The 11,384-nt window shown below is 48.3% G+C and carries 21 protein-coding genes and 2 pseudogenes; all 23 read right to left on the reverse strand.

The window, feature by feature from the left end:
• Positions 1-565: 565 nt before the first annotated feature.
• Positions 566-952, reverse strand: coding sequence for a 50S ribosomal protein L17 (gene rplQ, locus DZ54_RS0111885; RefSeq protein ID WP_025674303.1), 387 nt, complete (start codon positions 950-952; stop codon positions 566-568).
• Between the two features lie 35 nt (positions 953-987).
• Positions 988-1,977, reverse strand: coding sequence for a DNA-directed RNA polymerase subunit alpha (locus DZ54_RS0111890; protein ID WP_025674304.1), 990 nt, complete (start codon positions 1,975-1,977; stop codon positions 988-990).
• A 23-nt stretch (positions 1,978-2,000) separates the two neighbouring features.
• Positions 2,001-2,621: a 30S ribosomal protein S4 gene (rpsD, locus tag DZ54_RS0111895; RefSeq protein ID WP_021024487.1), complete on the reverse strand. Its 621-nt coding sequence runs from the start codon at positions 2,619-2,621 to the stop codon at positions 2,001-2,003.
• A 40-nt stretch (positions 2,622-2,661) separates the two neighbouring features.
• On the reverse strand, positions 2,662-3,051 hold the full coding sequence (gene rpsK / locus DZ54_RS0111900; RefSeq protein ID WP_021024486.1) for a 30S ribosomal protein S11: 390 nt from the start codon (positions 3,049-3,051) through the stop codon (positions 2,662-2,664).
• Between the two features lie 18 nt (positions 3,052-3,069).
• Entirely contained in the window at positions 3,070-3,426 is a 357-nt protein-coding gene (gene rpsM / locus DZ54_RS0111905) for a 30S ribosomal protein S13 (protein ID WP_021024485.1), read from the reverse strand.
• Between the two features lie 146 nt (positions 3,427-3,572).
• Positions 3,573-3,686: a 50S ribosomal protein L36 gene (gene rpmJ, locus DZ54_RS24235; protein WP_021024484.1), complete on the reverse strand. Its 114-nt coding sequence runs from the start codon at positions 3,684-3,686 to the stop codon at positions 3,573-3,575.
• Positions 3,687-3,713: 27 nt separating this feature from the next.
• Positions 3,714-5,039 (reverse strand): preprotein translocase subunit SecY, encoded by a 1,326-nt coding sequence (secY, locus tag DZ54_RS0111915; protein WP_025674307.1) that lies wholly within the window; start codon positions 5,037-5,039, stop codon positions 3,714-3,716.
• Positions 5,040-5,061: 22 nt separating this feature from the next.
• Positions 5,062-5,496 (reverse strand): 50S ribosomal protein L15, encoded by a 435-nt coding sequence (gene rplO, locus DZ54_RS0111920; RefSeq protein ID WP_025674308.1) that lies wholly within the window; start codon positions 5,494-5,496, stop codon positions 5,062-5,064.
• A gap of 4 nt (positions 5,497-5,500) precedes the next feature.
• Positions 5,501-5,680 carry a 50S ribosomal protein L30 gene (rpmD, locus tag DZ54_RS0111925; protein WP_021024481.1) on the reverse strand — a complete coding sequence of 60 codons (180 nt, stop codon included), beginning with the start codon at positions 5,678-5,680 and terminating at the stop codon, positions 5,501-5,503.
• A 5-nt stretch (positions 5,681-5,685) separates the two neighbouring features.
• Positions 5,686-6,183 carry a 30S ribosomal protein S5 gene (gene rpsE, locus DZ54_RS0111930; protein WP_021024480.1) on the reverse strand — a complete coding sequence of 166 codons (498 nt, stop codon included), beginning with the start codon at positions 6,181-6,183 and terminating at the stop codon, positions 5,686-5,688.
• A gap of 12 nt (positions 6,184-6,195) precedes the next feature.
• Positions 6,196-6,550, reverse strand: a pseudogene (gene rplR / locus DZ54_RS0111935) (50S ribosomal protein L18).
• 9 nt (positions 6,551-6,559) lie between these two features.
• Positions 6,560-7,093: a 50S ribosomal protein L6 gene (gene rplF, locus DZ54_RS0111940; RefSeq protein WP_025674313.1), complete on the reverse strand. Its 534-nt coding sequence runs from the start codon at positions 7,091-7,093 to the stop codon at positions 6,560-6,562.
• A 13-nt stretch (positions 7,094-7,106) separates the two neighbouring features.
• Positions 7,107-7,499: a 30S ribosomal protein S8 gene (rpsH, locus tag DZ54_RS0111945; protein ID WP_021024477.1), complete on the reverse strand. Its 393-nt coding sequence runs from the start codon at positions 7,497-7,499 to the stop codon at positions 7,107-7,109.
• A gap of 23 nt (positions 7,500-7,522) precedes the next feature.
• On the reverse strand, positions 7,523-7,828 hold the full coding sequence (rpsN, locus tag DZ54_RS0111950) for a 30S ribosomal protein S14 (RefSeq protein WP_025674315.1): 306 nt from the start codon (positions 7,826-7,828) through the stop codon (positions 7,523-7,525).
• 17 nt (positions 7,829-7,845) lie between these two features.
• On the reverse strand, positions 7,846-8,385 hold the full coding sequence (rplE, locus tag DZ54_RS0111955) for a 50S ribosomal protein L5 (RefSeq protein WP_025674317.1): 540 nt from the start codon (positions 8,383-8,385) through the stop codon (positions 7,846-7,848).
• 15 nt (positions 8,386-8,400) lie between these two features.
• Positions 8,401-8,715 (reverse strand): 50S ribosomal protein L24, encoded by a 315-nt coding sequence (gene rplX / locus DZ54_RS0111960; protein ID WP_025674319.1) that lies wholly within the window; start codon positions 8,713-8,715, stop codon positions 8,401-8,403.
• Positions 8,716-8,726: 11 nt separating this feature from the next.
• The gene (gene rplN, locus DZ54_RS0111965) at positions 8,727-9,098 is read right to left on the reverse strand and encodes a 50S ribosomal protein L14 (protein ID WP_021024473.1); all 372 of its coding nucleotides are present in this window, start codon (positions 9,096-9,098) and stop codon (positions 8,727-8,729) included.
• A gap of 160 nt (positions 9,099-9,258) precedes the next feature.
• A complete protein-coding gene (gene rpsQ, locus DZ54_RS0111970; RefSeq protein WP_021024472.1) occupies positions 9,259-9,513 on the reverse strand; it encodes a 30S ribosomal protein S17 in 255 nt (84 codons plus the stop codon).
• Positions 9,513-9,704: a 50S ribosomal protein L29 gene (gene rpmC, locus DZ54_RS0111975; protein WP_025674320.1), complete on the reverse strand. Its 192-nt coding sequence runs from the start codon at positions 9,702-9,704 to the stop codon at positions 9,513-9,515. Before rpmC ends, rpsQ begins: the two co-directional genes overlap by 1 nt.
• Positions 9,704-10,114, reverse strand: coding sequence for a 50S ribosomal protein L16 (gene rplP, locus DZ54_RS0111980; protein ID WP_021024470.1), 411 nt, complete (start codon positions 10,112-10,114; stop codon positions 9,704-9,706). The genes rpmC and rplP overlap by 1 nt, the downstream gene beginning before the upstream one ends.
• A gap of 11 nt (positions 10,115-10,125) precedes the next feature.
• Positions 10,126-10,815, reverse strand: a complete 690-nt coding sequence (gene rpsC / locus DZ54_RS0111985; protein ID WP_025674321.1) for a 30S ribosomal protein S3 — start codon at positions 10,813-10,815, stop codon at positions 10,126-10,128.
• Between the two features lie 19 nt (positions 10,816-10,834).
• Positions 10,835-11,167 carry a 50S ribosomal protein L22 gene (gene rplV, locus DZ54_RS0111990; protein WP_025674322.1) on the reverse strand — a complete coding sequence of 111 codons (333 nt, stop codon included), beginning with the start codon at positions 11,165-11,167 and terminating at the stop codon, positions 10,835-10,837.
• Positions 11,168-11,177: 10 nt separating this feature from the next.
• Positions 11,178-11,287, reverse strand: a pseudogene (locus DZ54_RS24240) (ribosomal protein S19 family protein); the annotation flags it as partial.
• Between the last annotated feature and the right edge of the window lie 97 nt (positions 11,288-11,384).

Raw genomic sequence — 11,384 nt, forward strand, 5'->3', positions numbered from 1 at the left:
TAAAACAGCTCAAGGCTGTACCAACATGAATTGGTCACTCAGTGTATCGAATAAATCTTTTTGTCTATTCTCAACGAGTGCCCACACAGATTGCATAGGTCAAATTGTTAAAGAGCGTTGACTGTGCGAAGCTTCGCTTCACTTGGTCAGGGCTGCGTATCTTACGCACCTTACCGTCAAAGTCAAGAAGAAATTTTATCTTTTATTTTGAACCCCAAGGGCCGAAATAAAATGTCTTTTTGACTTCCCCAACACGTTGTCGGCGTTAAGTAGGGGTGCATTTTAGAGAAAACGTAACAACCGTCAACAATAAATTTCACTTTATTTTCTGTTCGCTCAAAATCAAACCTTATTGCTGAGTTTGACCCCATATTGGGTGTTATTTATTCGCAAATCTCCAGCTATTATTAATACCGACTTAGCGCTATTAGGGTGACTAGAAGGTTAACCAATAACATTTTTACTTATTGATCCTATATCGCAGCGTCTGTAAAGATAAGTGCAGATAAAGAAAAAGCCAGGCACTAAGCCTGGCTTTTCTAAATACACTACAACAATAAATTACTTATTCTGCAGCTTCCTCAGCGTCTTGCTCTGGGCGATCTACGAGCTCGATGTAAGCCATTGGGGCTTTATCACCTGAACGAACACCGCATTTTAAAATGCGAGTGTAACCGCCTGCACGTGAAACAAAACGTGGGCCGAGTTCATTAAACAGTTTCGCTACCACTTCGTCGTTACGAGTGCGGGCGAACGCTACACGACGGTTAGCAACACTGTCGTTCTTAGCTAAGGTAATCAACGGTTCAATGACGCGACGCAGCTCTTTTGCCTTTGGCAAAGTTGTTTTGATAACTTCGTGAGTTACCAGCGAGCTAGCCATGTTGCTGAACATCGCTTTACGATGGCTGCTATTGCGATTGAGTTGACGACCACTCTTACGATGGCGCATGACCTAATCCTTCTAACTAAATAATCAGTAACTGATTAATCTTCAGCGATTGATGCTGGCGGCCAGTTTTCTAGGCGCATACCTAGAGACAGACCACGTGATGCCAGCACGTCTTTAATCTCTGTCAAAGACTTCTTACCAAGGTTTGGCGTTTTAAGAAGCTCAACCTCAGTACGCTGTACCAGATCACCGATATAGTGAATCGCTTCTGCTTTCAAGCAATTGGCAGAGCGAACAGTTAGTTCAAGATCGTCTACAGGACGCAGTAGGATCGGATCGAACTCTGGCTTCTCTTCTTTTTCCTCAGGGACACGTACGTCGCGTAAATCAACAAACGCATCCAGCTGTTCAGCCAGAATAGTTGCCGCACGGCGAATCGCTTCCTCAGGATCCAGTGTACCGTTAGTTTCCATATCGATGACCAACTTATCGAGGTCGGTACGCTGTTCAACACGTGCTGCTTCAACGTTGTAAGCAATACGATCTACTGGGCTAAACGTTGCATCGACAAGTAGGCGACCTATTGGGCGCTCGTCGTCTTCGCTATCGATACGCGCAGACGCTGGTACATAGCCACGACCACGTTCTACCTTGATACGCATGCTAATTTCAGCGTGTGCATCAGTCAGGTGGCAGATAACGTGTTCTGGGTTCGCAATCTCAACACCACCATCATGGGTGATGTCGCCTGCAACAACAGGGCCTGCACCAGACTTGGTCAGAGTAAGGATAACTTCATCTTTACCCTCAACCTTAACGGCTAGGCCTTTAAGGTTAAGTAGGATTTCCAGGATATCTTCCTGAACCCCTTCTTTGGTGCTGTACTCGTGCAATACGCCGTCAATTTCAACTTCCGTCACCGCACAACCTGGCATAGATGAAAGTAGGATACGACGTAGCGCATTCCCCAGAGTATGGCCAAAGCCACGCTCTAGAGGTTCAAGAGTTACTTTTGCGTGCGTCGAGCTAACTTGTTCAATATCAACCAAACGCGGCTTAAGAAATTCTGTTACAGAACCCTGCATTATGTCCTCTCTTTAGTTCAGCTTTACTTAGAGTAAAGCTCGACGATCAGGTGTTCGTTGATGTCAGCAGACAAATCAGAACGCTCTGGTAGGCGTTTGAATGTGCCTTCCATCTTCTTGCTGTCTACTTCGATCCAAGTTGGCAGTTCGCGCTGTGCCGCAACTTCTAGAGCTGCTTTGATGCGCGCCTGGTTTTTAGCTTTCTCGCGAATGCTAACCACGTCGTTTGCCGACACCTTGAAAGAAGGTACGTTAACAACTTTGCCGTTAACTAGGATCGCTTTGTGGCTTACCAGCTGGCGTGATTCAGCGCGAGTTGCGCCAAAGCCCATGCGGTAAACTACGTTATCTAGACGACCTTCAAGAAGCTGAAGCAGGTTTTCACCTGTATTACCCTTGATACGGGCAGCGTCTTTGTAGTAGTTACGGAACTGCTTTTCCATTACGCCGTACATACGACGAACTTTTTGCTTCTCGCGAAGCTGAACGCCATAGTCAGACAGACGGCCGCGACGCTGGCCGTGAACGCCTGGGACGTTATCAATTTTACACTTGGTATCAATCGCGCGTACGCCTGACTTAAGGAACAAGTCAGTACCTTCGCGACGGCTAAGCTTCAGCTTAGGACCCAAATATCTTGCCATGATCTTTCTCCAATATTCTAAGAAACAGCGCTAGTGCGTATTAAACGCGGCGTTTCTTAGGTGGACGACAACCGTTATGCGGGATTGGCGTCGCATCAACAATGTTAGTGATGCGGAAGCCCGCAGCGTTCAGGGCACGAATAGTAGACTCGCGACCTGGACCTGGACCTTTAACCATCACTTCGAGGTTTTTCAGGCCGTACTCTTTAGCCATTTCACCACAGCGCTCTGCAGCTACCTGCGCGGCGTATGGAGTTGACTTACGAGAGCCACGGAAACCTGAACCACCGGCAGTCGCCCATGCGAGAGCGTTGCCTTGACGGTCAGAAATCGTCACGATTGTGTTATTGAAAGACGCATGAATGTGCGCAACGCCATCAGCGACTTGCTTGCGTACGCGTTTGCGTGCACGAGTTGCTTGTTTAGCCATAGTACTCACCTACCCCGATTATTTCTTGATCGGTTTGCGCGGACCCTTACGGGTACGAGCATTGGTCTTCGTACGCTGGCCACGTAGTGGCAAGCTGCGACGATGACGCAAACCGCGGTAACAACCAAGGTCCATAAGACGCTTGATGTTCATGGAAATTTCACGACGTAGATCGCCTTCTACGGTGTATTTAGCCACACCGTCACGCAATTGGTCGATCTGTTCTTCTGATAGTTCACTGATCTTAGTGCTTTCAGCAATACCGACATCAGCTAGGATAGCTTGAGAGGTAGTTTTGCCGACGCCATAAATCGCAGTCAATGCGATAACAGCGTGCTTTTGATCAGGAATGTTAATGCCTGCTATACGGGCCACTATTCACTCCTAGTACTTTTCAAGTAGAACCGCTGCAGAGCCCGTCGAGGATACGCAGCGGCATAGCCACTTCTTTTGCACATACAAAAGGTGGGCTGGCTAATGTAGCCAGCCTGACCTCATTTTGCAAGAAAAATATTCTGCTATTAGCCTTGGCGTTGCTTGTGCTTTGGCTCACTGCAGATCACACGAACGGTACCGTTACGTTTGATCACTTTACAGTTACGGCAGATTTTCTTAACGGAAGCACGAACTTTCATTGCTAAACTCCGTAAATAGACAACCTATTAGCGGCCATAGCCTTTTAGGTTGGCTTTTTTCAACACGGACTCATATTGTTGAGACATCAAATGAGTCTGAACTTGAGCCATAAAGTCCATGATTACGACTACTACGATAAGTAGTGATGTTCCACCAAAGTAAAAGTGTACATCCCACGCAATCATCATGAACTCGGGGATCAGACAGATAAAGGTAATATACATGGCGCCCGCGAGGGTCAAACGTGTCATTACTTTATCAATGTATCTAGCAGTCTGCTCACCCGGGCGAATACCAGGTACGAACGCCCCTGACTTCTTCAAGTTATCTGCAGTTTCTCGCGGGTTAAACACTAACGCCGTATAGAAAAAGCAGAAGAAGATAATCGCTGCCGCATAAAGTATCACATACGCTGGTTGACCCGGACTCAGTGCCAAAGACACATCGGTTAGCCAGCTTGTCTGATCACCCTTACCAAACCAGTTAGCAAGCGTGCCAGGGAACAGAATGATACTTGATGCAAAAATCGCTGGAATAACGCCTGCCATGTTGATCTTAAGAGGCAGGTGTGTGCTTTGCGCTGCAAAGACACGACGACCTTGTTGCCGCTTAGCGTAGTTAACAACGATACGACGTTGACCACGCTCCATGAAGACCACAAAGTAGACGACAGCCAATACGATAACTGCGATACCTAGCAAGAGAAGCGGAGACATGTCGCCTTGACGCGCTTGCTCTATTGTCTGTCCAATTGCGGGTGGCAGACCCGCGACGATCCCGGTGAAAATAATCAACGAAATACCGTTACCGATACCACGCTCGGTAATTTGCTCACCTAACCACATCAAGAACATGGTACCGGTCACCAAACTAACTACCGCGGTAAAGTAAAACGCTGGACCTGGATTAATCACCAGACCCGGCATCATACTTGGTAACCCGGTCGCGATTCCAATTGCTTGGAACGTTGCCAACACCAACGTGCCGTAGCGAGTGTACTGGTTTATCTTACGACGACCAGATTCACCCTCTTTTTTCAATTCCGCTAATGCGGGATGAACGACTGACAATAACTGAACAATAATCGATGCCGAAATATACGGCATAATGCCCAGTGCCAGTATCGAGGCACGCTCAAGGGCACCACCAGAGAACATGTTAACCAAGTCAATGATGGTCCCTTGTTGCTGTTCGAACAGATCGGCAAGTACAGCAGCGTCAATACCAGGAATTGGCACAAAAGAGCCGGCACGGAATACCAATAATGCCATTGCTACAAAAAGTAAGCGACTTTTCAGCTCCGCAACTCCGCCTTTTGCACTACTGAAGTTTTGTCCTGGTTGTTTTGCCATCTGTACCTCGTCCTCGAGCTAGTTATTCCTCGATTTTACCGCCTGCAGCTTCGATTGCCGCTTTAGCGCCTTTGGTGACACGAACACCTTTAACCGTCACTGCACGAGCGATTTCGCCAGACAGTACGATTTTCGCCGTACGAGTGTCTTGTGCAACAACGTTAGCCGCTTTTAGCGACTCAAGGTTTACGACGTCACCGTCAACTTTAGCCAGTTCGCCTAGACGAACCTCAGCTGAAGTTAGGCCTTTACGCGAAGTAAAACCGAATTTTGGCAGACGCTGTTTCAAAGGCATTTGACCGCCTTCGAAACCTGGGCGTACTGAACCACCTGAACGTGATTTCTGACCTTTGTGACCACGGCCACCGGTTTTACCCAGGCCTGAACCAATACCACGGCCTACACGCTTCGCAGAAGGCTTTGAGCCTGCAGCCGGAGATAGAGTATTCAAACGCATGTGATTACTCCTCCACTTTGACCATGTAGTTGACTTTATTGATCATACCGCGAATACACGGTGTATCTTCAAGTTCAACAGTGTGGTTGATGCGACGTAGGCCCAAGCCACGCAGGGTCGCTTTGTGTTTCGGCAAACGGCCAATAACGCTACGAGTCTGAGTTACTTTAATTGTCTTAGCCATGTCGATTACCCCAGAATTTCGTTGACAGGCATGCCACGTTTAGCAGCTACCATTTCTGGAGACTTCGTACCACCCAGACCATCAATCGTTGCACGAACGATGTTGATTGGGTTGGTCGAACCGTATGCTTTCGCCAGAACGTTTTGGACGCCTGCTACTTCAAGCACGGCACGCATCGCACCACCGGCGATGATACCTGTACCATCTGATGCTGGCTGCATATACACTTTAGAACCAGTGTGGCGGCCTTTTACAGCATGGTGCAGGGTACCGTCGTTCAACGCGATAGTAATCATGTTACGACGCGCCTTTTCCATTGATTTTTGGATCGCAGCAGGTACTTCACGGGCTTTACCGTAACCGAAACCTACGCGACCGTTACCATCACCCACCACAGTCAGGGCAGTGAAGGTAAAGATGCGACCACCTTTAACCGTCTTAGATACACGGTTTACAGCGATCAGCTTCTCATGCAAATCACTTTGTTGTTTATCGTTAGCCATCTTCCACCTACCTTAGAATTTCAGACCAGCTTCACGGGCAGAATCTGCCAGTGCAGCCACACGGCCGTGGTATTGGAAACCGGAACGGTCAAAAGCAACGGCTTCGAATGCCTTTTTCCTTCGCTCGCTCAGCAATGATCTTACCCACGGCTGCAGCGGCGTCTTTGTTACCGGTGCTCTTAACTTGCTCACGGATCGCTTTTTCTACGGTAGAAGCGGCAGCGATAACTTCCGCGCCATTACCAGCGATAACCTGTGCGTACACATGACGTGGAGTACGGTGTACCACCAGGCGAGTCGCACCCATTTCCGCGATCTTGCGTCGTGCTTTGGTCGCACGACGGATACGAGATGCTTTCTTATCCATAGTGTTACCTTACTTCTTCTTAGCTTCTTTAGTACGCACAGCTTCGTCAGCGTAACGAACACCTTTACCTTTATAAGGCTCTGGCTTGCGGTATGCGCGGATTTCAGCAGCCACCTGGCCAACTGCTTGTTTATCAGCACCGCTGATCACAATTTCAGTTTGGCTTGGGCACTCTGCTTTTACACCCTCAGGAAGAACGTGTTCAACCGGGTGAGAGAAACCAAGTGTCAGGTTAAGTTTGTTACCGGCAATATTTGCACGATAACCAACACCTTTCAGGATCAGTTTCTTGGTAAAGCCTTCTGTTACACCAACAACCATGCTGTTGACCAGTGCGCGCGCTGTACCAGCATGAGCCCATGCCTTAGCGTCTTCCACACGTGGTGCGAAGGTAATGGTGTTTTCTTCTTGGTTTACTGCCACCATATCGTGAAGCTGGCGGTTTAGCTCGCCTTTGCTTCCTTTTACAGTGATGTCCTGACCGTTAAGTTTCACCTCTACGCCGGCAGGAACTACGACAGGTGCTTTTGCAACACGAGACATTTCCTACTCCTTATTACGCTACGTAGCAGATGATCTCACCGCCCAGACCCGCTTTGCGAGCTGCGCGATCGGTCATCAAACCTTTCGAAGTTGATACAACTGCAATACCAAGGCCACCCATCACTGAAGGCAACTCATCTTTCTTTTTGTAGATGCGCAGGCCTGGACGGCTAACACGTTGGATTTGCTCGATAACTGGTTTAGATTCGAAGTATTTCAACGTCACTTCCAGTTCAGGCTTGTCGTCGCTATTTACCGCGACATCAGCCACGTAACCTTCTGCTTTTAGTAGCTCAGCAATTGCCACCTTTAGCTTTGACGAAGGCATTTTAACAGCAACTTTCTTTGCTGTCTGACCGTTGCGTAAGCGGGTCAGCATATCCGAGATCGGATCTTGCATGCTCATAAGTCTTTACTCCCGTGATTCAATTACCAGCTTGCCTTACGCAGACCCGGAATCTCGCCTTTCATGCAAGCTTCACGAACCTTGATTCGGCTTAAACCGAATTTGCGTAGGTAGCCATGTGGACGACCAGTCTGGTTACAGCGGTTACGCTGACGAGACTTCGCAGAATCACGCGGTAGCGACTGAAGCTTCAGGACTGCGTCCCAACGCTCTTCGTCTGACGTGTTGACACTTTTAATGGTCGCACGCAGGGTCGCACGCTTTTCAGCATAGCGCGCTGCGAGCTTCGCACGTTTTACATCACGTGCTTTCATCGATTTTTTAGCCATAACAGTAACCCTTCACCTTACTTACGGAATGGGAAGTTAAAGGCAGCCAGCAGAGCTCGACCTTCCTCATCTGTACCTGCAGTGGTAGTGATAGTAATATCAAGACCACGGATACGATCGACTTTGTCATAGTCAATCTCAGGGAAGATGATTTGCTCGCGAACGCCCATGCTGTAGTTACCACGGCCGTCGAACGCTTTCGGGTTAAGGCCACGGAAATCACGGATACGAGGAACTGCGATCGCGATTAAGCGCTCAAAGAAGTCCCACATACGCTCGCCACGTAGGGTTACTTTACAACCAATTGGGTAGCCCTCACGGATCTTGAAGCCTGCGACTGACTTACGTGCTTTAGTAATGAGCGGCTTTTGACCAGAAATTGCGGTCATATCAGAAGCTGCATTTTCAAGCAGTTTTTTGTCGTTCAGAGCTTCGCCCACACCCATGTTAAGGGTGATCTTCTCGATCCCTGGGACTTGCATGATGCTTTTGTAACCAAATTGCTTAGATAGCTCAGCTACAACTGTCTCTTTGTAGTAATCATGCAGTTTCGCCATTGTACTACTCCAGAATTACTTAATAGTTTCGCCATTCGACTTGAAAAAACGGACTTTTTTACCGTCTTCAAATCGGAAGCCTACACGGTCACCTTTACCAGCTGCTGCGTTAAAGATAGCCACGTTGGAAACATCAATAGCGGCTTCTTGTTCAACAATGCCACCTTGAGTGCCCAGAGCCGGAACCGGTTTCTGGTGTTTCTTCACGAGGTTAATACCTTCAACGATAACTTTACCGGTTGGTAGAACCTTAGATACTGTACCTTTCTTGCCTTTATCTTTACCGGCAAGAACGATAACTTCGTCGTTACGACGGATTTTAGCTGCCATGAGATCGCTCCTTACAGAACTTCAGGCGCCAGAGACACAATTTTCATGAACTTCTCGTTACGAAGTTCGCGTGTCACAGGGCCAAAGATACGTGTGCCGACTAGTTGCTCGTTCGTGTTGTTCAACAACACGCAAGCATTGCGGTCGAAGCGAATGACAGAGCCGTCTGGACGACGTACGCCTTTACGGGTGCGAACTACCACCGCCTTAAGCACATCACCTTTTTTCACTTTACCACGAGGAATTGAATCCTTAACGGTAACTTTGATGATGTCGCCAACGTGGGCGTAACGACGGTGAGAGCCACCCAGAACCTTAATACACATTACACTGCGAGCGCCGGAGTTGTCGGCTGCGTCCAGCATACTTTGCATTTGGATCATTGTTAGTGCTCCGCTGTTATTACATCTAGACCCATCTCGGGTCGGGCTGCCTTTTTACAAGGGCGGCGAATAATAACACTATTTTGACCAGATGGGTAGATAAAAAATAAACGGCCCCCCGATTGAGAGCCGTTTGACTTATTATTGTCTGAAAAACCGCTTAGATGCGTGATTTTTCAACAACGCGAACCAATGTCCAAGACTTACGCTTAGAAATTGGACGACACTCACGAACCTCAACAGTGTCACCTTGGTTACACTGGTTTGATTCATCGTGTACGTGTAGCTTACTCGTGCGCTTGATGTACTTACCGTAGATTGGGTGTTTCACAAAACGCTCGATAGCAACGACGATAGTTTTATCGCCTTTGTCGCTGATGACGCGACCTTGCTGAGTGCGGATGTTCTCGCTCATTATGCGTTAGCCTTCTCAGTCAGTACGGTTTTAACACGTGCGATATCGCGACGAACAGCTTTCAGAGTGTGAGTGTGCTGAAGTTGGCCAGTCGCCGCTTGCATGCGCAGGTTAAACTGCTCACGTAGCAGACCCATTAGCTCTTCGTTCAGCTGCTCAACAGTCTTTTCACGTAGTTCTTGTGCTTTCATCACATCACCGCCTTAGTTACGAAAGTGGTTTTGATCGGTAGCTTACGTGAAGCCAATTCAAACGCTTCGCGAGCCAGTGATTCAGGAACACCATCCATTTCGTACAGGACTTTGCCTGGTTGGATTTGAGCAACCCAGTAATCAACTGAACCTTTACCCTTACCCATACGAACTTCCAACGGCTTACCAGTAATTGGTTTGTCGGGGAAGACACGAATCCAGATTTGGCCTTGACGTTTAATGTGACGAGTCATCGCACGACGAGCCGCCTCGATTTGACGCGCAGTGATACGACCGCGACCAACAGCTTTTAGGCCATAGGTACCGAAGCTTACGTCAGTACCGTGCGCCAGACCGCGGTTACGACCTTTAAAAGTCTTGCGGAACTTAGTACGTTTTGGTTGAAGCATCGATAGACTCCTTACTTACGGCCTTTACGCTGCTTCTTCGGCTTGTCAGCCTTTTGCTCCACTTCAGCCATTCCACCTAGGACTTCGCCTTTGAAGATCCAGGTTTTAATGCCGATAACACCGTACTGGGTGTGAGCAGAAGAAGTTGCGTAATCAATGTCAGCACGAAGCGTGTGCAATGGCACACGTCCTTCACGGTACCACTCGGTACGAGCGATTTCAGCGCCGCCAAGACGACCGCTTACTTCCACTTTGATACCTTTGGCACCTAGGCGCATAGCGTTTTGCACGGCGCGCTTCATCGCACGACGGAACATAACACGACGCTCTAGCTGTGATGCGATGCTGTCGCCAACGAGTTGCGCATCTAGCTCAGGTTTACGTACTTCAGCGATATTAATTTGCGCTGGTACACCGGCCAGTTTTGCAACACGAGCGCGCAGCTTCTCGACATCTTCACCTTTCTTACCGATCACCACACCAGGACGAGCAGTGTGAATAGTCACACGGACGCTTTTGGCTGGACGCTCGATAACGATGCGAGATACTGACGCTTTTTTCAGTTCATTATTTAAGAACTGACGTACCTTAAAGTCGCCGTCTAGGTTGTCAGCGAAATCTTGGTTATTAGCAAACCAAGTGGAATTCCAAGGCTTTACAATGCCCAGACGAATACCATTAGGATGTACTTTTTGACCCATTGCTTTATCTCCTCGTCTCTTAGCGGTCTGCTACAACAACAGTGATGTGGCTAGAACGCTTCAAGATGCGATCGGCACGGCCTTTTGCACGAGGCATAATACGCTTCATGGTTGGGCCTTCATCAACGAAGACTTTGGCGACGTTTAAATCGTCGATGTCCGCACCTTCGTTATGCTCGGCGTTTGCAATAGCAGATTCCAACACTTTCTTAACCAAGTCAGCAGCTTTTTTGTCGCTGAAAGTCAGTAGTTCCAGTGCTTGTGCTACGTCTTTACCGCGCACCTGATCCGCAACCAAACGTGCTTTTTGAGGCGAGATACGAGCAAAGCGATGTTTAGCAATAGCTTCCATTTCTTACCCCTTATCGCTTCTTAGCTTTCTTATCAGCAGCGTGGCCGCGATAAGTACGTGTTGGTGCAAACTCGCCAAGCTTGTGACCGATCATTCTTCAGAAACGAAAACGGGTACTGCCACTAAATCGGAATGGTAACAGGGCCTTACGGTAACGGTCTGAAGCCATTCGATCCGAAAAGGGTACCAAAGCCTAACCGAACGGGGTCTGAAGGCA

The organism is Salinivibrio socompensis S35, assembly GCF_000513715.1.
GTDB lineage: Bacteria > Pseudomonadota > Gammaproteobacteria > Enterobacterales > Vibrionaceae > Salinivibrio > Salinivibrio socompensis.

What these genes read in the sequence shown, in the direction of transcription:
- rplQ (WP_025674303.1), bottom strand. Translation starts at nt 952, where the DNA reads ATGCGCCATCGTAAGAGTGGTCGTCAACTCAATCGCAATAGCAGCCAT.
- DZ54_RS0111890 (WP_025674304.1), bottom strand. Translation starts at nt 1,977, where the DNA reads ATGCAGGGTTCTGTAACAGAATTTCTTAAGCCGCGTTTGGTTGATATT.
- rpsD (WP_021024487.1), bottom strand. Translation starts at nt 2,621, where the DNA reads ATGGCAAGATATTTGGGTCCTAAGCTGAAGCTTAGCCGTCGCGAAGGT.
- rpsK (WP_021024486.1), bottom strand. Translation starts at nt 3,051, where the DNA reads ATGGCTAAACAAGCAACTCGTGCACGCAAACGCGTACGCAAGCAAGTC.
- rpmJ (WP_021024484.1), bottom strand. Translation starts at nt 3,686, where the DNA reads ATGAAAGTTCGTGCTTCCGTTAAGAAAATCTGCCGTAACTGTAAAGTG.
- secY (WP_025674307.1), bottom strand. Translation starts at nt 5,039, where the DNA reads ATGGCAAAACAACCAGGACAAAACTTCAGTAGTGCAAAAGGCGGAGTT.
- rplO (WP_025674308.1), bottom strand. Translation starts at nt 5,496, where the DNA reads ATGCGTTTGAATACTCTATCTCCGGCTGCAGGCTCAAAGCCTTCTGCG.
- rpmD (WP_021024481.1), bottom strand. Translation starts at nt 5,680, where the DNA reads ATGGCTAAGACAATTAAAGTAACTCAGACTCGTAGCGTTATTGGCCGT.
- rpsE (WP_021024480.1), bottom strand. Translation starts at nt 6,183, where the DNA reads ATGGCTAACGATAAACAACAAAGTGATTTGCATGAGAAGCTGATCGCT.
- rplF (WP_025674313.1), bottom strand. Translation starts at nt 7,093, where the DNA reads ATGTCTCGTGTTGCAAAAGCACCTGTCGTAGTTCCTGCCGGCGTAGAG.
- rpsH (WP_021024477.1), bottom strand. Translation starts at nt 7,499, where the DNA reads ATGAGCATGCAAGATCCGATCTCGGATATGCTGACCCGCTTACGCAAC.
- rpsN (WP_025674315.1), bottom strand. Translation starts at nt 7,828, where the DNA reads ATGGCTAAAAAATCGATGAAAGCACGTGATGTAAAACGTGCGAAGCTC.
- rplE (WP_025674317.1), bottom strand. Translation starts at nt 8,385, where the DNA reads ATGGCGAAACTGCATGATTACTACAAAGAGACAGTTGTAGCTGAGCTA.
- rplX (WP_025674319.1), bottom strand. Translation starts at nt 8,715, where the DNA reads ATGGCAGCTAAAATCCGTCGTAACGACGAAGTTATCGTTCTTGCCGGT.
- rplN (WP_021024473.1), bottom strand. Translation starts at nt 9,098, where the DNA reads ATGATCCAAATGCAAAGTATGCTGGACGCAGCCGACAACTCCGGCGCT.
- rpsQ (WP_021024472.1), bottom strand. Translation starts at nt 9,513, where the DNA reads ATGAGCGAGAACATCCGCACTCAGCAAGGTCGCGTCATCAGCGACAAA.
- rpmC (WP_025674320.1), bottom strand. Translation starts at nt 9,704, where the DNA reads ATGAAAGCACAAGAACTACGTGAAAAGACTGTTGAGCAGCTGAACGAA.
- rplP (WP_021024470.1), bottom strand. Translation starts at nt 10,114, where the DNA reads ATGCTTCAACCAAAACGTACTAAGTTCCGCAAGACTTTTAAAGGTCGT.
- rpsC (WP_025674321.1), bottom strand. Translation starts at nt 10,815, where the DNA reads ATGGGTCAAAAAGTACATCCTAATGGTATTCGTCTGGGCATTGTAAAG.
- rplV (WP_025674322.1), bottom strand. Translation starts at nt 11,167, where the DNA reads ATGGAAGCTATTGCTAAACATCGCTTTGCTCGTATCTCGCCTCAAAAA.